Origin of the sequence: Ruegeria sp. (assembly GCF_028066395.1) — a bacterium.
Taxonomy (GTDB): Bacteria; Pseudomonadota; Alphaproteobacteria; order Rhodobacterales; family Rhodobacteraceae; genus Ruegeria.
In genome coordinates, this window is record NZ_JALCBM010000080.1 from 1 (window position 1) to 18,628 (window position 18,628).

Sequence of the window (18,628 nt, forward strand, 5' to 3'; positions counted from 1 at the left end):
ACGGCAGCGCCGCCTTGACCACACCCATCATCGGCATCCCCGCCACGCCCGAGGTGACGAACAGGTTCAGCCCGACCGGAGGCGTGATCATCCCGATCTCCATATTGACCACCATGATGATGCCCAGATGGATCGGGTCGATGCCCAACTCGATAGCAATCGGGAACACCAGCGGTGCGACGATGACCAGCAGGCCGGAGGGCTCCATGAACTGCCCACCGATCAGCAGGATCACGTTGACCACGATCAGGAAGGTCACCGGCCCCAGACCCGCCGACAGCATGGCGCTGGCGATGTGCTGCGGCACCTGCTCATCCGTCAGAACATGCTTGAGTATCAGCGCGTTGGCGATCACGAACAGCAGGGTGACGGTCAGCTTGCCCGCCTCAAACAGCGTGTGCTTGGTGTCGGGGTGAAAGAACGCCGTGATCAGCGCGTATGGCCGTTTCAGCAGCGACAGGTTCGGTGTGCCTTCGGCGGTGCTGAGCGGCCCCATGTCCTTGTAGACAAAGCTGGCGATCAGGAACGCATAGACGGCGGCCACGGCCGCAGCCTCGGTCGGGGTGAAGATACCACCATAGATGCCGCCCAGAATGATCACGATCAGGAACAGGCCCCATCCGGCCTCACGCGCCGAGGTGAAAATCTCGCCCCAGCCTTTCCAGTCGCCCTTGGGCAGGTTCTTGACCTTGGCCATGACATAGATGGTGATCATCAGCATCAGCCCGGCCATCAGGCCCGGGATGACACCGGCCAGGAACATGCGCCCGACCGAGACCTCAACCGCCGCCGCATAGACCACCATCACGATGGAGGGCGGGATCAGAATGCCCAGCGTCCCGGCGTTACAGATCACACCGGCGGCGAATTCCTTGGAGTAACCCACCTGTCGCATCCCGGCGATCACAATCGAGCCGATGGCCACCACGGTCGCAGGCGAAGACCCCGACAGCGCGGCAAACAGCATACAGGCAAAGACGCCCGCAATCGCCAGACCACCGGGCAGATGCCCCACACAGGCTATCGAGAACCGGATGATCCGCCGCGCCACACCGCCCGTCGTCATGAAGGACGAGGCCAGAATGAAGAACGGGATCGCCAGCAGGGTGAAATGCCCCTCGAACGCCTCGAACAGCGTGCCCGCGACCGAGGCCAGCGAACTGTCGGAATAGATCAGCAGGAACAGGGTCGAACTGAGGCCCAACGCCACCGCAATCGGTACCCCGATCAGCAGCAGGCCAATGACCATCGAGAATAGAAGTACGACGTCCATCAGTCATGCTCTCCTTGCTGGGCCCGGACCTCTTCGATCTCGTCCTCGACTTCGTGGCTGGCGACAAGGCGGTCGGCCTCGCCGCGCCAGATCTGTACCGCGACCTGCGTGAAGCGGACCACCAGCAGCACCATAGACAGCGGCAGCACGAAATAGGGCACCACCTTGGGCAGCTTTTCGTACCCTTCGCCATAGTTGATCATCCCTTCCAGAAAGCGCAGCGGCGCGACCATGGGGATATCGTCAACCTCATAGAAACTCTGACTGCGGGCGCTAAGGTTGAACCCGGTCGGGAACCAGCGCCCCGACGTGGGTGGCAAATCGGCAAACACCGCCCAATAGTCGTATGACCCTTTCAGCAGCAGCAGCGAGAACACCAGACAGCACGCAACCGAGATTAACGCCAATATCCGGCGCGGTGCCGGGGCCAGCATGTTCAGGATCGCATCGACCCCAAGATGGGCATGCTTTTTCACCGCGTAAGACGCGCCCAGCAGCACCAGCCAGCCGAATAGGAAAACGGTCAGTTCCAGCGCCCATAATATGTTGGAGTTAAAGAAAAACCGCGCGATCACATTGGCAAAGGTCACGGCCGTCATCAGGCCCAGCAGCACCGCGATCAGGGTTTCTTCGATATGGTCGACCAGCCCGCCCGGGCCGGAATTCGCACCAGACATCTCTCTGTCCCCGCATTTTTTGTGATGAGAGTGAAAAAGTGGCGGGCCTGATACGGCCCGCCCGGCCTGCGCGTCCCTTCAACTCCCCAGTCCCGGGGCGCGCGCGGCCTGCCCGGTATCAGAACCCGGCGTTGATGGCCTGCGCGGCGTCGATCTTGTCCTGACCCACGTCACCGGCGAACTGATCCCACACGGGCTTCATCGCGTCGACCCAAGCCTGACGCTGTTCAGGGTTCAGATCGCGGATGATGCCGCCCGCGTCGGTGATCGAGGCTTTGGCCGCTTCGTTCACCGCAAAGGCTTCCTTGTTTCGGGTCTCGGACACCTCGGCCAAAATGGTCAGGAACTGGTCACGCACCTCGGGTTCCAGGCTGTCCAGCCAATCCACCGAGGTCACGACCAGATAATCGATGATGCCGTGATTGGTCTCGGTAATGCCGTCCTGCACCTCAAAGAACTTCTTGCCGTAGATGTTGGACCAGGTGTTCTCTTGCCCGTCCACAACGCCCTGCTGCAGCGCGCCGTAAACTTCCGAGAACGCCATTTTCTGCGGGCTGCCCCCGATGGCCTCCATCTGCGCCACCAGCACGTCCGAGGATTGCACCCGGAATTTCAGCCCATCCGCGTCCGACGGATCAACCAATGGCTTGTTGGCCGACATCTGCTTCATGCCATTGTGCCAGAAGGCCAGCCCCTGCAGGCCGCGGCGCTGCATGCTGTCCTTCATCGCCTGACCATCGGCCGAGGCCTGGAACGCATCCACCGCGTCGATATTCTTGAACATGAACGGCAGGTCGAACAGGCGGAACTGCTTGGTAAACTTCTCGAATTTCGACAGTGACGGCGCGGCCAGTTGCACGTCGCCCTGCAGCATCGCCTCAAGCACCTTGTCGTCATTGTAGAGGGTCGAGTTCGGATAAACCTCCATGCACATCACGCCCTGCATCTCGTCATTGACGCGCTGTTCCAGCAGCGATGCGGCGATCCCCTTGGGGTGTTTGTCGGTGTTGGTCACATGCGCGAACTTGACGACGATTTCGCCATCGTCACAGGCCGCCATCCCGGCGGTTGCTGTAACCGACAGGGCAAGCGCTGTGGCGGTTGTTGTCAGGAATTTCATGTCTTTTCTCCTCCCAGGCTTCTGTGAATTCAAAGTCGAACGCCCCAATGGCGAACCTTGCGCGCAGTGAAGCGAATCGCGGATTTCCGCTCAACGTTTTGTTAACTCGGCACCAACCCCGAATTTAATCGATATTTTTCAAATGATTACCTAAGACACCCAATGTGGTGAAAAGAAGCCAACACAATCGAGTGCGAAATTTCGCACAGCCCAAGGGGCACTTGTGCGGATTTCCGCACAGTTCTGATTCGCTTCGAAGAATCACCCAAAGACACCACATACGCCAACCGCAGCCCGCCCCCGGGCGGGCTGCCATGCCCAACGGCGGGCGCTGCATGCAATGCAGGCCAAGCCGGCGGGAGTGCTACCTGCGATAATCCTCGGGCCGTATCCCATAGCGCGACAGCTTGTCGTAGAAGGTTTTGCGCGGCAGTTTCAGCGCCTTGGCGGCATCAGATGCCTTACCGTTATGCCGCCCCAGCGCCGCGATCAGCAACGACCGTTCCACCCGCGCCATCTGTTCGCTCAGCCCCAGATCGGCGGCATTGGCCACGTCCTCGGGCATACCCAGCACAAACCGCATCGCCGCCGACATCAGGGATCGCGCATTGCCCGGCCAATCCTGCGCCATCAGCGCCGCCAAATGGTCCGAGGTCACCTCGGGCGCCGCAATCCCCGATTGCTCTGCGGCCTGAGCCACGTAATGGCGAAACAGCACCGGAATATCCTCGGGCCGCTCGGCCAGCGACGGGATGCGCACCCGCATCACGTCAAGGCGATAGAACAGGTCCGCGTTGAACGCCCCCTGTGCGGACAAAGCCGCCAGATCAGCGGTGGTCCCGGCAATGATGCGCACATCCGCGCCTTTCTCCATCACTTCCAGTGCCGCATATTGGGTCGCGTCCGGCATGGCCGAGACCTCATCCAGAAACAGCGACCCGCCCGCGCCATCCTCGCATCCGCGCAACAGCTCCTCGGGCGAAAGTCCCGAGGCCGCCCGTTTGACAAACGGCCCCTGCCCGACCGGCGACATCAGATGCACCACCTCGGCCACCTTGGAAATGCCACTGCCCGCAGGCCCGGTAACCAGCACCTCAGCCCGGGTCGGAGCCACGGCGCGCACCCGGTCGCGCAGCCCCTCGGCCTGTTGCGAGCGTCCGAACAGCATCCGCGCCGCCGGATCGCCCCGCTCCATCTCGCGCTTCAGCGCCCGGGTTTCCAGCACCTGAGACCGCGCCTCGAACGCACGTTCCAACACGGCCAGCAGATCAGCCGCAGCGCAGGGCTTTTCCAGAAAATCGAACGCCCCCTGCCCCATGGCCTGCACTGCCATCGGGATGTCGCCCTCGCCGGTCAGCAGCACAACCGGCAGATCGGGATCGGTGTCGCGCGCATAGGACAGCAGATGAAACCCGTCCCGCCCCGGCATGCGGATGTCCGAGACGACAACCCCCGAAAAATCCCGGCGGATATGATCCTTGGCCGCCACGAACGACCCCGCCGTCACCGGTTCATACTCCGCCAGTTCCAGCGTCTGCGCCAGCGCCTCGCGCACGGCGGCATCGTCATCGACCAGTAAGACCTTGCGGATCATGCGGCCTCATCCTTTGCACAAGGGTCCAGTTCCACGGTGAATTCGGCACCGTCGGGGGTGTTCGCCCCCCGAATATCGCCACCAAAGCTTTGCACCAACCCGTAAGAGATCGACAGGCCCAGCCCCATCCCTTCGGACGTGCCCACGGTTTTGGTCGAATAAAACGGCTCGAACACCCGGTCGGGATCGGCAATCCCCGGGCCGGTATCACGCACCGAGACGGACGGGCGCGGCCCCGGTTTCAGCGAGATGACGATCCGCTTGCCCACCTGCCCCGCCATGGCGTCAGCGGCATTGTTGATCAGGTTGACAAAGACCTGCACCAGCCGCACCTCGCCGCCCCAGACACAAACCGGCGCTTGCGGCGGGTGCCAGTCCAAAGCCACGGCATCACCCCGCAGCCGCGCCTCGGTCAGTTCCACAGCCGTGTTGAGGACCTGCACCAGATCAACTCGCCCCATCGGCTCACTTTCATTGCGGGCGAAGGCGCGCAGGTTCTTGATGATCCGGGCCATGCGCGATGCCATGTCGGATATGCGGCCCAAATTTTCACCCGCCTTCTCGTCCTTGCCCCGATCCAGAAACGCCGCGCCATTGTCGGCAAATTGCCGGATCGCCATCAACGGCTGGTTCAATTCGTGACTGATCCCCGCCGACATCTGCCCCAAAGCGCTCAGCTTGCCGGCCTGCACCAGATCGGCTTGCGCCCGTTTCAAGGCCGCCTCCGCCTCTTGCCGTTCGGCCACTTCACGGCGCAGGGCTGCGTTGGCGGCGGTCAGGGCACGGGTGCGCTGCTCGACCCGGCTTTCCAGCACCGTATTGGCATCGGCCAGTGCCCGCCGCCGCTCGGTCGCCAGATAGAGGAACGCGCCAAATGCCAGACAGATTGCAGCAACGGCGGCGGCCTGCAAGGCCGCCAGCCGCTGCGCCGGGGTGACATCCATCAACACCTCTCCGGTCAGCCCGATCACCGGCAAATCGCGCGCCAGATGCAACGCGGTACGTGGCAGATACGGCCCCCAACCCAACCGCCACAACTCATGCGAACCCACGCGAACCGAGGCGAAATCTACATCCACACCAGAGGGTGATACCCCGACCTGCCCCGGCCCTCGCTGCCAGAACAGCAGCTCCGACCGGTTGGAGATGAACACAAGGCCCCCCTCATCGACAAAAAATACCGCCTCGGTGCTGCCGCGCCAGGTCTGTTCGATATCCTCGACATCCGCGATCACCAGCACCGCGCCCGCAACCCGCCCGTTCGGGGCAAAAACGGGGGCCGCGTAAGAGTAAATGCGCACGCCGCCCTCCGACACACCATGCGCGCTGCCCAACGCACCCTGCATCGCACGCTCAAAGGCCGGTTGCCCCTCAACCGAGCCATCAACAACATCATGCGCCGCCGCCAGAACCCGGCCGCCTCGGTCAACCAACAGCACATCCACTGCCGCCGTCTTGTCCGCCACCTCCAGTAACAGGGCCTGTGCATCCTTAGCCTGCGCATCGCCGTCCAAGCCGGTCAAAGTTGGATGCCCGGCCATCAAAACGGCCAGCTCCTGATAGACTTGCAATTGCGAACTCAGCCGGTCCGACGCCAGCGCCAGATCTGCGGCGGCCTTTTCGCTCAGCTGTGACAGGGCCTGCCGATACCCATAGGTCCAGACCGCAGCCGACAACAAACCGACCGCGCAGAGGAATCCGACAATGACCCAAAACCTTTGCATGCCATAGGGTCTTGCATTCGCCGCGCCGCATGGCAAGTCTGCCGCGCATGAAGACACTGTCCCAATCGCCCACCGATCCCGGTTTCGTTCAAAACCCCTACCCGTTCTATGACACCGCCCGCGCCGAGGGTGATCTGGTGTTCTGGCAGGACTACAACATGCCTGCGGCGGTCTCGCACAAAGCCGTGCAGGACATCTTTCGTGATCGCCGTTTCGGAACCGAATGCCCTGCCGAACTTGCGCCCGTAGCTCCGTCCCACCTCGCCCCTTGGCTGGCGGTCGAGGCACATTCATTGCTTGAGGCAGAACCGCCCCGCCATACGCGCCTGCGTGCGCTGGTCCTGCGGGCCTTCACCTCGCGCGCCATCGCGGCGCTTGGCCCGGCCATCGAGCAGCTATGCCACGATCTGATCGACGCCTTCCCTAGCGAACCCTTCGATCTGCTGGATGCTTATTGTACGCAAATCCCGGTCATCACGATCTGCCGCCTGCTGGGCGTGCCAGAGTCCATGGCCCCGGACCTGCTGCGCTGGTCCCACGCCATGGTCGCCATGTATCAGGCCGGGCGCAACCGCCAGATCGAGGATGCCGCCGCACAGGCCTCGCAGGACTTCGCTGCGTTCCTGACAGAATATATCGAGCAGCGCCGCACCGACCCGCGCGATGATCTGATCACCCGGCTGATTGCGGCCGAGGAGGATGGTGAGAAACTCTCTCGCGCCGAACTCATCTCAACCTGCATCCTGCTGCTGAATGCCGGGCACGAGGCGACGGTGCATTCGCTGGGCAATGGCGTGAGGACACTCCTGCAAACCCGGATTTCTGCTGATGTCCTGCACCCCGACACCATAGACCGCACCGTCGAGGAAATCCTACGCTACGACCCGCCGCTGCACCTGTTCACCCGCTATGCCTATGAAGAGGTCGAGTTATTCGGCCACCGCTTCAAGCGGGGCGATCAGGTGGCGCTGCTTCTGGGCGCCGCCAACCGCGATCCGACGGTCTGGTCCGATCCCAATACCTTCGACCCAACCCGCGCGATCACCACCAATTCCAGCTTTGGCGGAGGCGTCCATTTCTGCGTCGGCGCACCCCTGGCGCGGCTGGAAATGCGCATCGGGTTACCCATCCTGTTTGATCGCTGCCCGAACCTGCGCCTTGCCGGGCACCCGGACTATGCGGATACCTATCATTTCCACGGGCTGACAAACCTTATGGTGCGCATCTGAAATTGCGCGTGCCGCGCAATGCCTCCGGCGGGGATATTTTTGGCCAGATGAAGGATGGATCCCCTGTTCATCTGGCTCAAAATATCCCGGGGGAGTCGCCCGGATCGGGCGGCGGGGGCAGCGCCCCCTTCCACGCTTAGGTTTCCTTCAGTGCGTTCAAGGGCAGCATCGTTGTTGATTTGATTTCCTCCATCGACAGCAATGCCGTGACGTTGTGCACACGCACTTCTGAAATCAGCGCCTGATAAAAGGAATCATAGGCGCGCGCGTTTTTTACGCGGACCTTGAGGATATAGTCGATGTCACCGGCTAGCCGGTGCGCCTCTTGCACCTCAGGGCGGTCGCGCAGGGCTTTGAGGAATTTTCGCTGCCAGTCCGCCTCGTGTTCCGAGGTACGGATCAGAACAAAGAATGTGGCCTCGAACCCCAGCGCCTCGGCGTCCAGCAAAACGGTCTGCTGACCGATCACCCCCGCCCCCTTCAGCTTGCGGATACGATTCCACACCGGCGTCTTGGAACTGCCGACACGGGCAGCGATTTCGTCCAGTGACTGGCTGGCATCCCGTTGCAGCTCGGCCAGAATTTTCCGATCTGTTTCGTCTATTCGAACTGACATTCCAATTTCTCTCCAGATTTGAAACTCACGTTCCACATCCTCAACACACTGGAACATTCGTTCTTATTTGCCGCACGATATGGCGATATGGCGGGAATATTTCCTATATTAGGAGGCAAGTCAAACGACACCGAATGCAACGAGGAGCACGCCAGATGGCCCGCGCTTTTACGCCCAAAGTGGTTACCGCCAACGACCTGCTCGAAGGCGACGTGATTTACCTGACCGAGGATGACCGCTGGTCGCGCGAATTGTCCGAGGCCGAGCTGATCACCGATGAGGCCCACGCGCAGGTCCGCCTGCTGGATGCCTCGCGTCAGACAAGCAAGATCGTCGGTGCCTATCTGGCCGATGCCGTCGCCGGGGATAATGGCCCCGAGCCCACCCATTTCCGGGAGGATTTCCGCCGCACCGGTCCGTCCAACTATGCCCACGGCAAACAGGAAACCTCCCCGCAGCCCCGGGCCTGACCTCTGGCCCACTCTCTCCCCTCTTCAAGGCCCCATAGGTTCGGGGCTGCAATTAAGGACAGCTAGATATGTATCGCTACTCCGAGTTTGATCACGACTTTCTGGCAGAACGTAACGCCCAGTTCCGCGCCCAGGTCGAGCGCCGCATCGACGGGTCGCTGACCGAGGATGAATTCAAGCCCCTGCGCCTGATGAACGGTCTGTATCTGCAGCTGCACGCCTATATGCTGCGGGTTGCAATCCCCTATGGCACGCTGTCCAGCGCGCAGATGCGTCAACTGGCCCTGCTGGCCGAAAAGTGGGACAAGGGTTATGGCCATTTCACCACCCGTCAGAACATCCAGTACAACTGGCCCAAGCTGAAAGACGTGCCGGATATGCTGGACGCGCTGGCCGAGGTTGGCATGCACGCCATCCAAACCTCGGGCAACACCATCCGCAACGTGACCGCCGACCATTTCGCCGGTGCCGCCGCCGATGAGATCGCCGATCCGCGCCCCTATGCCGAACTGCTGCGCCAGTGGTCGACCGACCACCCGGAATTCCAGTTCATGCCGCGCAAGTTCAAGATCGCCATCACCGGTTCGGAAAACGACCGTGCCGTGATCAAGGCGCATGACATCGGCCTGCAACTGGTCGAGCGTGACGGCGTTCTGGGTGCCCGCGTTATCGTTGGTGGCGGTCTGGGCCGTACCCCGATGATCGGCAAGGAACTGTCCGAATTCGTCGCCTTTGACGATCTGCTGGCCTATCTGGAAGCCACCGTTTCGGTCTGGAACCAGATCGGTCGCCGCGACAACAAGTACAAGGCGCGCATCAAGATCACCGTGCACGAGAACGGCATCGACACCATCCGCGCCAAGGTCAATGAACGCTTCCTGCAGGTGCGCCCGCAGTTCAAAGGTGCCGACATGGCGCTGCTGGACGAGATCAAGGGCCATTTCGCGCCGCCTGCGTTCCGCAAGGCTTCGGTTGCGTCCTTTGAAAGCGCCTATACCAACGATCCGGTTTTCCGCTCGTGGGTCGATACCAATATCGCGCCGCACAAGGATGCGGACCACGCGATCGTCACGATCTCGATCAAAAAGCACGGCCAGACACCGGGCGACGCAACCGCCGAGCAGATGCGCGTCATGGCCGATCTGGCCGAAGAGTTCGCCTATGACGAGCTGCGCATCAGCCATGAGCAGAACGTGATCCTGCCGCATGTCCACAAATCGGACCTGCCCGCGATCCACGCCAAGCTGAAAGAATACGAACTGGCGACCGCCAATATCGGCCTGATCAGTGATATCATCGCCTGCCCCGGCATGGATTACTGCGCGCTGGCGACGGCACGTTCGATCCCGGTTGCACAGGAAATCGCGACCCGGTTCGAAGACCTGAAGCTCGAGCATGATATCGGCCACCTGAAGATCAAGATCTCGGGCTGCATCAACGCCTGTGGTCACCACCATGTTGGCCATATCGGTATCCTGGGTCTGGATCGTGCAGGCGTCGAAAACTACCAGATCACGCTGGGTGGTGACGGCACTGAGACAGCGGCCATCGGCGACCGCACCGGTCCGGGCTTTGCCTATGACGAAATCGTCCCTGCGGTCGAGCGCATCGTCGACACCTATCTGGACCAGCGCGACAGCGCCGAAGAGACGTTCCTGCAAACCTATCGCCGGGTTGGCATGGCCCCGTTCAAGGCCGCCCTCTACCCCGAGACGCAGGCCAATGCCGCTTGACCTGATCCAGACGGAACTGGGTCAGGACCGCGCGGAGCTGACCGAAAAGGTCGACGCGCTGAATGCCCGGTTCCGCCACCATTCCGCCCATGACGTGATGCATGGCGCGATTGCCGAGATCGAGCAGCTTGCTCTGGTCTCAAGCTTTGGCGCGGAATCGGTGGTGTTGCTGCATATGGCGGCGGTAGTCGACAAGGCGACGCCGGTGCTGTTTGTGGACACGCAAATGCTGTTCACCGAAACGCTGGAATACCAGCATGAGGTCAGCGAACGTCTGGGCCTGAAAAACGTCCGCATCATCCGCGCCGATGATGAAGATGTTCAGCGTGACGACCCCTATGGTGCGCTGCGGCTGCGGGATACGGATGCCTGCTGCAACCTGCGCAAGACCTTTCCGCTGCAGCAGGCCTTGACCGGCTATGACGGATGGATCACCGGCCGCAAACGGTTCCAATCGGGAACACGCGCGGCACTGGAATTCTTTGAGGTCGAAGACGGCACCGGCCGGATCAAGGTCAACCCGCTGGCCCATTGGGCGCCCGAGGATGTGCGCACCTATATGATCGAAAACAACCTGCCCCGGCACCCGCTGGTGGCCAAAGGATACCCTTCGATTGGCTGTGCGCCCTGCACCTCGCCGGTCAAAGAGGGCGAAGACCCCCGCGCCGGACGCTGGCGCAACGCAGACAAGGAAGAATGCGGCATTCATTTTGTAGATGGCAAAATGGTGCGCGCCGGAGAGAAAACATGAACGTAATCGTAACGGATGAGGGGTTCGCCCCCGATGACTGGACGGATGGTTTCGTCACGCTGGACGACGCCGCCAATGACGTGGTCGCACTGGATGTGACATCGGATACCGACCCGGACGAACTGTATGACCGGCTGGGCAGCGCCCGCATGGTGCGCGTGGATTTCCCGTCCTTCGCCGATGGGCGCGGCTTTACCATTGCACGCACCCTGCGGCTGAAAGGCTACACGGGCCGTCTGCGTGCCAAGGGCCATGTGCTGGCCGACCAATACGCCATGGCGCGGCGCAGCGGTTTTGACGAGGTCGAGATCGATCATGCCCTGGCCGGACGTCAGCCCGAAGACCAATGGCTGGCGCGCGCCAACTGGAAAGACAACAACTATCAGGCCCGCCTGCGCGGATAAATCCGCCAATTCGCCAGCTTGTGACACCAAAGGGGCAATTAGCCCCTTTTCCTGACTTGGATCAAAGATTAAACGGAGATGCCGGTTTAGCTGACCGGCAGTGAAACGATGACAGAGATGAAATCCGTGAGTGAAGCAACCGCCGTCAAGGCCCCCGTTCTGCCCGACGCCCAGACCGTCACCGAGGTGAAGCACTGGACCGACCGCCTGTTCTCGTTCCGCGTGACGCGGCCTGCCTCGCTGCGGTTCCGCTCGGGCGAGTTCGTGATGATCGGCCTGCTGGGTGACAATGGCAAACCGCTGCTGCGCGCCTATTCCATCGCCAGCCCCGCATGGGACGAAGAGATGGAGTTCTACTCGATCAAGGTGCAGGACGGTCCGCTGACCTCGAAACTGCAGCACATCCAGCCCGGCGACCAGATCATCCTGCGGCCCAAGCCCGTGGGTACGCTGGTCCACGACGCGCTGCTGCCCGGCAAGCGGCTGTGGTTCTTTGCCACCGGCACCGGCTTTGCCCCCTTCGCATCCTTGCTGCGCGAACCGCAGACCTATGAGGATTATGACGAGGTCATCATCACCCATACCTGCCGCGACGTGGCCGAACTGGATTATGGGCGTGAGCTGATCGACAACATCCGTCAGGATGAGATGCTGGCCGAACTGATCGGCGAAGGCTTTGCCGACAAGATCCGCTATTACCCGACCACCACCCGGGAAGAGAGCCCCAAGATGGGCCGCATCACCGAGCTGCTGAAAGATGGCACCGTCTTTGCCGATCTGGGCATCGATGGCGGCATCAAGCCCGATACCGACCGTGCGATGGTCTGCGGCAGCCTGGCCTTCAACCACGACATCAAGGCCATTCTGGAAGAGTTCGGCCTGCGCGAAGGCGCGAATTCCGACCCCAAGGAATTCGTGATCGAAAAGGCCTTTGTCGGCTGATCGCGATTGCGGGTTGGGCGCCTGACCGCCCTGCCCGCCCAAAACCATTGGCAAAACCGGGAAATATCGCTCAAGGCCCGCTTTATGCCGCTTGAAACACGCTGCGGCCCGGTCTAAATTCCGGGCCTGAAATTCTGCAATCATCAAAGGAATGAACCCATAGCTCGCAGACCTCACAACGCGCCGCCACAACGAGATACCGGCCCGCGCGTCAATGACAAAATCCGTGCCCCCGAAATTCGCCTGATCGGCGCTGAAGGTGAAAATGTCGGGGTGGTTCATCCCGCCAAAGCCATGCAACTTGCCGCTGATGCCGGTCTTGATCTGGTCGAGATTTCGCCCAACGCGAACCCGCCGGTCTGCAAGATCATGGATTTTGGCAAGTTCAAGTACGAACAGCAGAAACGCGAAAGCGAAGCCCGCAAAAAGCAAAAAGTCATCGAGGTGAAAGAGGTCAAATTCCGGCCCAACACCGACACCCATGACTATGACGTGAAAATGCGCAACGTGTTCAAGTTCCTTGAGAACGGCGACAAGGTCAAAGTGACCCTGCGGTTCCGTGGCCGCGAGATGGCGCACCAGAATCTGGGGCGCGAGCTGCTGGAACGCGTTGCCGCTGACATCAAGGAAATCGGCAAGGTCGAGAACATGCCGAAGATGGAAGGCCGTCAGATGATCATGATGATCGGCCCGCTGCCGCAGAAGTAACATCCGCACATATCCGTATTGAAACCCTGCCCGACCGCCTCGGGCAGGGTTTTTTCGTTCACCTTGATGTCATCACCCGCGATTTGCACCCGTCTGTTTTCTCACCCAGATCAGCAGGGCCTGAATCCGACCACATGTCGAATACGGGCGCTCTGATTTCGACAGCGCGTTGGCGCAAAATGGACAGTTCCGGCGCCCGTTCCGACCCAAGATAAGGCGATCCGGCACAGGAGGCGGCGATGGGTGAAATGTCATTCTCGGGCGGTGTGTACCAGTCGCTCCCGGCGCGAGCCTATTGTGACGAAACCGTCTTTGCTCAGGAACGGGTCCGCATTTTTCGCCGGTCGTGGCAATTGGTGGGTCATCAGACGGATATTCCCAATTTCGGCGACTATGTGGTTGAAGACATCAGCGGCGTCTCGGTCATCGTGATCCGGGGTCAGGATGGTGAGATCCGCGCGTTCTACAATGTCTGCGTGCATCGCGGCCACGAGTTGCTGAACGGCAAGGGCTGCACCAAGAAGATGACCTGCCCCTATCACGCCTGGACCTATGACACGACCGGCCAGCTGCGCGCGGCCCCCAATGCCGCAGCCTTTCCGGGGTTTGACAAAAGCCGATACAAGCTGCGGCCCGTCCGGGTCGAGCTGTTCTTTGGCCTGATCCTTGTAAACCTCGATCCCGATGCGCGCCCGATGGCCAAACTGGCCCGTGAGGCTTTGACCGAGATCACCGAATACGCGCCCAACCTGACCACCTACAAACGCGCCGACCGCACCGAACGTCTGGCCCGCGCCAACTGGAAGGTGGTCGCCGAGAATTTCAACGAATGCTACCACTGTGCCGTGGTACACAAGACGCTGACCACCGGCGTGGTCGATCCGGACCAGTACCGCACCAGCGGCTTTGACTATGGCATCCGCCACGCCAGCCCCGCCCGCCCGGAGGGGCAGAAATCCTACAGCTATGTCGCCGACCCCGAGGCCCGCACCGACAAGTTCCTGACTTGGTGGTTCTTCCCTCTTTTCGCGCTGCAGGTCTATCCCGGCGGCATCGTGAACACCTATCGCTGGAAGCCGCTTGCCGTCGATGCGACCAAGATCGAGGTTGACTGGTGGCTGCCCGAAGCGAAGCCGAACGCGGTCGAACACGAGATCATCCTGCAGCACCGCACCACAACCTTTGCCGAGGACGCCCCAATTGTGGATTCGGTTCAACGCGGTCTGGAAAGCGGCGCGCTGGGATATGGCGCGCTGGTGGTGGATGATGCCTGTTCTTCGCAGTCAGAGCATCCGATCATGGCGTTCAACGCGCATTATCAGAAGGCCATGGAAACCACGGCCCCCTGAATACCGTTGTTTTACTGCGGAAGTGACGCCGAGATGGCCTTGCCCAGCTTGTCGATCAGTTCCTCGATCTGCGCGTCCTCAATGATGAACGGCGGTGCCAGCAAGATGTGATCCCCCTGCCGCCCGTCCCGCGTGCCGGACATCGGATAGCAGATCAGCCCTTCAGCCAGCGCCGCCTTCTTGATCTTTCCGGCCACCCCGAGCGCTGGATCAAACGGGGTTTTGCTGTCGCGGTCGGCTACCAGTTCGATACCGCGAAACAGCCCTCGGCCCCGGATATCGCCGACATTGGGGTGCTGTCCGAATGCGGCCTCAAGCGCGGATTGCAGCTTTTCGCCCATAACGCCAGCCCGCGCGGGCAGATCGCGGCCCGTCAGTTCCTGCACAACCGCCAGTGCTGCCGCTGTGGCCACCGGATGCCCGACATAGGTATGCCCGTGCTGGAAAAAGCCCGAGCCATCGCGGATCGCGTCGTAAATCTGTCCCGTACACAGCATTGCGCCAATCGGCTGATATCCGGCACCCAACCCTTTGGCAATACACAGAATATCCGGCGCAATCCCGTCATGATCACAGGCAAACAGATGGCCAGTGCGACCCATACCGCACATCACCTCATCCAGAATCAGCAGCACACCATACTGGTCGCAAATCTCGCGGATACGCTTGAAATACCCCTCGACCGCAGGCACCGCACCCAGCGTCGCGCCCACGACGGGTTCCGCCATGAACGCCATCACTGTATCGGGACCGAGGCGCAGGATCTCGGCTTCCAACTCATTGGCGACGCGCTGGCCGTAGTCATAGCTGCTTTCGCCCTCAGGCTTTTCAGCATATTCAAAGCAGGGCGCGATATGGGTCATCTCGATCAGCATCGGCGCAAATTGCGCGCGCCGCCACGCATTGCCCCCCGCCGACAAAGCCCCCAGCGTATTTCCGTGATAGCTCTGCTTGCGGGCAATCACATGGCGGCGTTCAGTCTGCCCGATCTCCAGAAAATACTGTCGCGCCAGCTTGATCGCCGCCTCGGTTGCCTCGGACCCGCCCGAGACAAAATACACCCGGTCCAGATCACCCGGCGCATGCTCGATCAACAGATCGGCCAGCGCCTCGGCCGGTTCCGAGGTCATGAACCCGGTATGGGCAAAGGCAATCTGCGCCACCTGATCCTGCACCGCCTTGATCACCACCGGGTTCGAATGCCCCAGACAGGACACGGCAGCATCGCCGCAATCCAGATAGCGCCGCCCCTGCGCATCAATCAGGTAACAGCCATCACCCCCAGCCGCCACCGGCAGTTCGGATTTGGTATGACGCGGAAAAACATGACTCATTTCAAATTCCCTTTCAGTACATCCACCAGTGCCGCGACCGAGGCCGCATTATCCGCCCAAGGCACCCCGTCCGGCCCCGTCAGCGCGTTTTCAAACCCGACCCGCACATCGCCACCCAGCGCAGCGGCCCGCGCCAGACAGGCATGTTCCTGCGCCCCAAAAGCACAGACCATCCAGCGCGCCGGGCTGGCCGGGAACTGATCCAGATCAGCAGGGTCCGATTGCTGACCGGACGCATACCGTCCCAACACCAGCAGGCGATCGGTCTGATCCAGCTGTACGATAGCGTCTGCCTGCCAGCGGGTCAGCAACTCCGCATCCGCCGCATCATAAAGGATATGCTGCACCCGTGTCCCCTGCTCATGGCACCGCGCATAGACCCGAGGCGCCAGATCAGGCTCTCGCGCAATCTCTCGCACAGAAATCGAGGCCCATTGCGGCTGCACAGCCTTCAGACACGCCTGCTGAGCCGCCACGTCATAGATACCCGCCGCCTCAGTCGTGATCTGGATGTCCATCCGCGGCACGCAGCGTTGCAGTTCAGCTATGGTTTCCAAATACAGCCCGGCATCCAGAGAATGCCGCCCCGCCCCATCCCGAACATGCAGATGTATCCCATGCGCACCCGAACCATGACACGCCCGCGCGGTCTGCACGATCTGATCCATGGCAACCGGCAACGCCGCATGATCCCTCTGCCCTCGCCGCGCTCCATTGGGTGCGACCAGCACATAGGGAAGCTCATTCTTCGTGTCGTCTGACATGACACCCTCAATCCCAATTCACCCTCGACCTAACCGCAGCCGCTACGTTTTCAATTTCCTTTCTACAAAACATTTGTTTTTATGCACTCATGGAGCATTCACTCACCCACCTCACCAATCACCTGCGCCACGAGATCGACAACCTGCCCCCCCAAATGCAGGCCGCCGCCAAATACATCATCGACAATCCCGGCGATTTCGGCCTGAACCCGATCCGCACCACGGCTGACCGCATCGGCGTCAGTTCCAACGTGCTGGTGCGTCTGGCCCAACGCATGGGCTTTGACAGTTTCGAGGCCCTCCGCCGTCCCTTCCGCCAAACCCTCGTCACGGATCGCGAGGATCGACTGGGTCAGGACTGGCTGAAGGACATGAGCGCCACTGATGGGTTCAGCGCCGCTCAGGCCAGCTTTGCTCAAAACGAACTCAATGTGGCGTCCCGCTCGCTCCGCCTGATGAAGCCGCAGCTTGTGGAACAGGCCATCGAGCACATGACATCAGCTAAACGGTGCTTTGTGACGGCCACCCGGTCTAGCTATGCGCTGGCCTATTATTTCCACTATGCCGGTCGCATGGCCCATCCCGGCTTTCAACTGGTGCCCCGTCATATGGGATCGGCCATCGACGATCTGATCGAAGCCGAACCGGGTGATTGCCTCTTCGCCATCACCGTCCAGCCCTATTCGGCGGACACGATCCAATCCATGCGCTTTGCCCGCGACCGGGGCCTGCGGATCGTGCTGCTGTCCGACAGCGACGTGATCGCCCCTGGGGTCGAGCCCGACATAACCCTGCCCATCAGCACCCGCGCCCAACATCCGCTCTCCAGCTTTTCCGGGGCGATGGCGGTACTGGAATGCCTGCTAGGCCACCTCTTTGCCGCAGGCGGGGATGCCGCCCGTCAAAGAGTCGCCGAATACCAGAAAGCCCGCGAAGACACCGGCGCCTATTGGCGCCCCGCTAACTTGCCCCGTATCCGAAAGCCATAGAAAAAGCCGCAGCCCAAAGGGCCACGGCTTTCCCTTCAATCACATAGACTTACAGGCAGGCTTCCACCGCGCGCCGAGTCATGACATTCACAAGATGCGCCCGGTATTCCTTGCTGCCATGCAGGTCACCGATCATGTTCATCGGATTGACCCGCAAATCCATCAGCGCATCAGCACGGAACGCCTTGTTCAACGCCTCCTCGGCCTCAGACCAGCGGAACACGCCATCCTCACTGGCACCGGTCACGGCAACCCGGACACCATCCGCAAACCGCGCCAGATAGACACCGACCAAAGCAAAGCGCGAGGCCGGCTGCAGGAACTTCTGATAGCTCGCCGCCTGCGGCACCGGGAACCGGACCGAGGTGATGATCTCCCCCTCATCCAGCGCGGTCGAGAACATGCCCTCAAAGAAATCATCCGCCGCGATCTGACGCGTATTGGTGATGATCGTGGCTCCCGACCCCAACGCGCCCGCCGGATAACAGGCCGCCGGATCATTATTGGCAATCGACCCGCCAATCGTGCCGCGATTGCGCACCGCCGGATCACCGATCTGCCCCGCCAACGCGGCCAGCGCCGGATACGCCGCCGCCGCATCACGCGCCACGGTGGCATGGGTCGTCGCCCCACCAATCGCAACCGCGCCATCGTCCTCGATACAAACGCCTTGCATCTCGGCAATGCCGCTGACCGACACCAGAACCGATGGCGACGCCAGGCGTTGCTTCAGCGTCGGGATCAAGGTCTGCCCGCCCCCCAAAGCCTGCGCATCCTCAGCCCCCAAAGCCGCCACCGCATCCGCGATGGTAGAGGGCTTCTCAAACTCGAAATTGTACATTTCGCTTTCCTTTCCGAAAGACGGGTATCCGCCCTTCATCTGGCCATAAATATCTCGGGGAGCGCGAGGGGCTGGCCCCTCGCACCCGCCCTCTCAACTCATCCGTTCAT

Annotated in this window: 18 protein-coding genes; 9 read left to right on the plus strand and 9 right to left on the minus strand. The window is 61.3% G+C overall.

All coding sequences use genetic code 11. The features are described 5' to 3' along the window. The 5 genes from MPJ51_RS18975 to MPJ51_RS18995 all read right to left on the minus strand — a co-directional run. Positions 1 to 1,273, minus strand: a 1,273-nt coding sequence (locus MPJ51_RS18975) for a TRAP transporter large permease (RefSeq protein ID WP_298390052.1), incomplete at its 3' end; no start/stop codon positions are given. Next, on the minus strand, positions 1,273 to 1,950 hold the full coding sequence (locus MPJ51_RS18980) for a TRAP transporter small permease (protein ID WP_298390055.1): 678 nt from the start codon (positions 1,948 to 1,950) through the stop codon (positions 1,273 to 1,275). The genes MPJ51_RS18980 and MPJ51_RS18975, both read right to left, overlap by 1 nt. A 118-nt stretch (positions 1,951 to 2,068) precedes the next feature. Beyond that, entirely contained in the window at positions 2,069 to 3,070 is a 1,002-nt protein-coding gene (locus MPJ51_RS18985; RefSeq protein WP_298390057.1) for a DctP family TRAP transporter solute-binding subunit, read from the minus strand. Positions 3,071 to 3,434: 364 nt separating this feature from the next. Further along, on the minus strand, positions 3,435 to 4,664 hold the full coding sequence (locus tag MPJ51_RS18990; RefSeq protein ID WP_298390060.1) for a sigma-54 dependent transcriptional regulator: 1,230 nt from the start codon (positions 4,662 to 4,664) through the stop codon (positions 3,435 to 3,437). Then, positions 4,661 to 6,388: an ATP-binding protein gene (locus MPJ51_RS18995; protein WP_298390063.1), complete on the minus strand. Its 1,728-nt coding sequence runs from the start codon at positions 6,386 to 6,388 to the stop codon at positions 4,661 to 4,663. The genes MPJ51_RS18990 and MPJ51_RS18995 overlap by 4 nt, the downstream gene beginning before the upstream one ends. A 47-nt stretch (positions 6,389 to 6,435) precedes the next feature. Here MPJ51_RS18995 and MPJ51_RS19000 point away from each other — a divergent pair, with 47 nt between their 5' ends. After that, positions 6,436 to 7,617, plus strand: coding sequence for a cytochrome P450 (locus tag MPJ51_RS19000; RefSeq protein WP_298390066.1), 1,182 nt, complete (start codon positions 6,436 to 6,438; stop codon positions 7,615 to 7,617). Between the two features lie 136 nt (positions 7,618 to 7,753). Here the strand turns inward: MPJ51_RS19000 and MPJ51_RS19005 are convergent, their stop codons facing one another. Then, positions 7,754 to 8,233: an Lrp/AsnC family transcriptional regulator gene (locus tag MPJ51_RS19005; RefSeq protein ID WP_298390069.1), complete on the minus strand. Its 480-nt coding sequence runs from the start codon at positions 8,231 to 8,233 to the stop codon at positions 7,754 to 7,756. Positions 8,234 to 8,388: 155 nt separating this feature from the next. Between MPJ51_RS19005 and MPJ51_RS19010 the strand changes: the two genes are divergently transcribed. From MPJ51_RS19010 to MPJ51_RS19040, 7 genes are all read left to right on the plus strand, one after another. After that, positions 8,389 to 8,703 carry a DUF2849 domain-containing protein gene (locus MPJ51_RS19010; RefSeq protein ID WP_298390071.1) on the plus strand — a complete coding sequence of 105 codons (315 nt, stop codon included), beginning with the start codon at positions 8,389 to 8,391 and terminating at the stop codon, positions 8,701 to 8,703. Positions 8,704 to 8,771: 68 nt separating this feature from the next. After that, a complete protein-coding gene (locus tag MPJ51_RS19015; RefSeq protein ID WP_298390074.1) occupies positions 8,772 to 10,436 on the plus strand; it encodes a nitrite/sulfite reductase in 1,665 nt (554 codons plus the stop codon). Then, positions 10,426 to 11,187 (plus strand): phosphoadenylyl-sulfate reductase, encoded by a 762-nt coding sequence (locus tag MPJ51_RS19020; RefSeq protein ID WP_298390077.1) that lies wholly within the window; start codon positions 10,426 to 10,428, stop codon positions 11,185 to 11,187. The genes MPJ51_RS19015 and MPJ51_RS19020 overlap by 11 nt, the downstream gene beginning before the upstream one ends. Next, the gene (locus MPJ51_RS19025; RefSeq protein WP_298390080.1) at positions 11,184 to 11,591 is read left to right on the plus strand and encodes a DUF934 domain-containing protein; all 408 of its coding nucleotides are present in this window, start codon (positions 11,184 to 11,186) and stop codon (positions 11,589 to 11,591) included. Before MPJ51_RS19020 ends, MPJ51_RS19025 begins: the two co-directional genes overlap by 4 nt. A 108-nt stretch (positions 11,592 to 11,699) precedes the next feature. After that, entirely contained in the window at positions 11,700 to 12,533 is an 834-nt protein-coding gene (locus tag MPJ51_RS19030; RefSeq protein ID WP_298390083.1) for a ferredoxin--NADP reductase, read from the plus strand. A gap of 246 nt (positions 12,534 to 12,779) precedes the next feature. Further along, positions 12,780 to 13,241: a translation initiation factor IF-3 gene (infC, locus tag MPJ51_RS19035; RefSeq protein WP_337959823.1), complete on the plus strand. Its 462-nt coding sequence runs from the start codon at positions 12,780 to 12,782 to the stop codon at positions 13,239 to 13,241. A gap of 239 nt (positions 13,242 to 13,480) precedes the next feature. Then, positions 13,481 to 14,590, plus strand: coding sequence for an aromatic ring-hydroxylating dioxygenase subunit alpha (locus MPJ51_RS19040; protein ID WP_298390087.1), 1,110 nt, complete (start codon positions 13,481 to 13,483; stop codon positions 14,588 to 14,590). Positions 14,591 to 14,601: 11 nt separating this feature from the next. On the opposite strand, the gene MPJ51_RS19045 is transcribed toward MPJ51_RS19040, so the two are convergent. After that, positions 14,602 to 15,924: an aspartate aminotransferase family protein gene (locus tag MPJ51_RS19045; protein WP_298390091.1), complete on the minus strand. Its 1,323-nt coding sequence runs from the start codon at positions 15,922 to 15,924 to the stop codon at positions 14,602 to 14,604. Next, entirely contained in the window at positions 15,921 to 16,688 is a 768-nt protein-coding gene (locus MPJ51_RS19050; protein WP_298390094.1) for a 3-keto-5-aminohexanoate cleavage protein, read from the minus strand. The genes MPJ51_RS19045 and MPJ51_RS19050 overlap by 4 nt, the downstream gene beginning before the upstream one ends. 89 nt (positions 16,689 to 16,777) lie before the next feature. Here MPJ51_RS19050 and MPJ51_RS19055 point away from each other — a divergent pair, with 89 nt between their 5' ends. Continuing rightward, positions 16,778 to 17,677, plus strand: coding sequence for a MurR/RpiR family transcriptional regulator (locus MPJ51_RS19055; protein WP_298390097.1), 900 nt, complete (start codon positions 16,778 to 16,780; stop codon positions 17,675 to 17,677). A 49-nt stretch (positions 17,678 to 17,726) separates the two neighbouring features. Here the strand turns inward: MPJ51_RS19055 and MPJ51_RS19060 are convergent, their stop codons facing one another. Continuing rightward, positions 17,727 to 18,518, minus strand: coding sequence for an FAD binding domain-containing protein (locus MPJ51_RS19060; protein ID WP_298390101.1), 792 nt, complete (start codon positions 18,516 to 18,518; stop codon positions 17,727 to 17,729). Positions 18,519 to 18,628 lie beyond the last annotated feature (110 nt).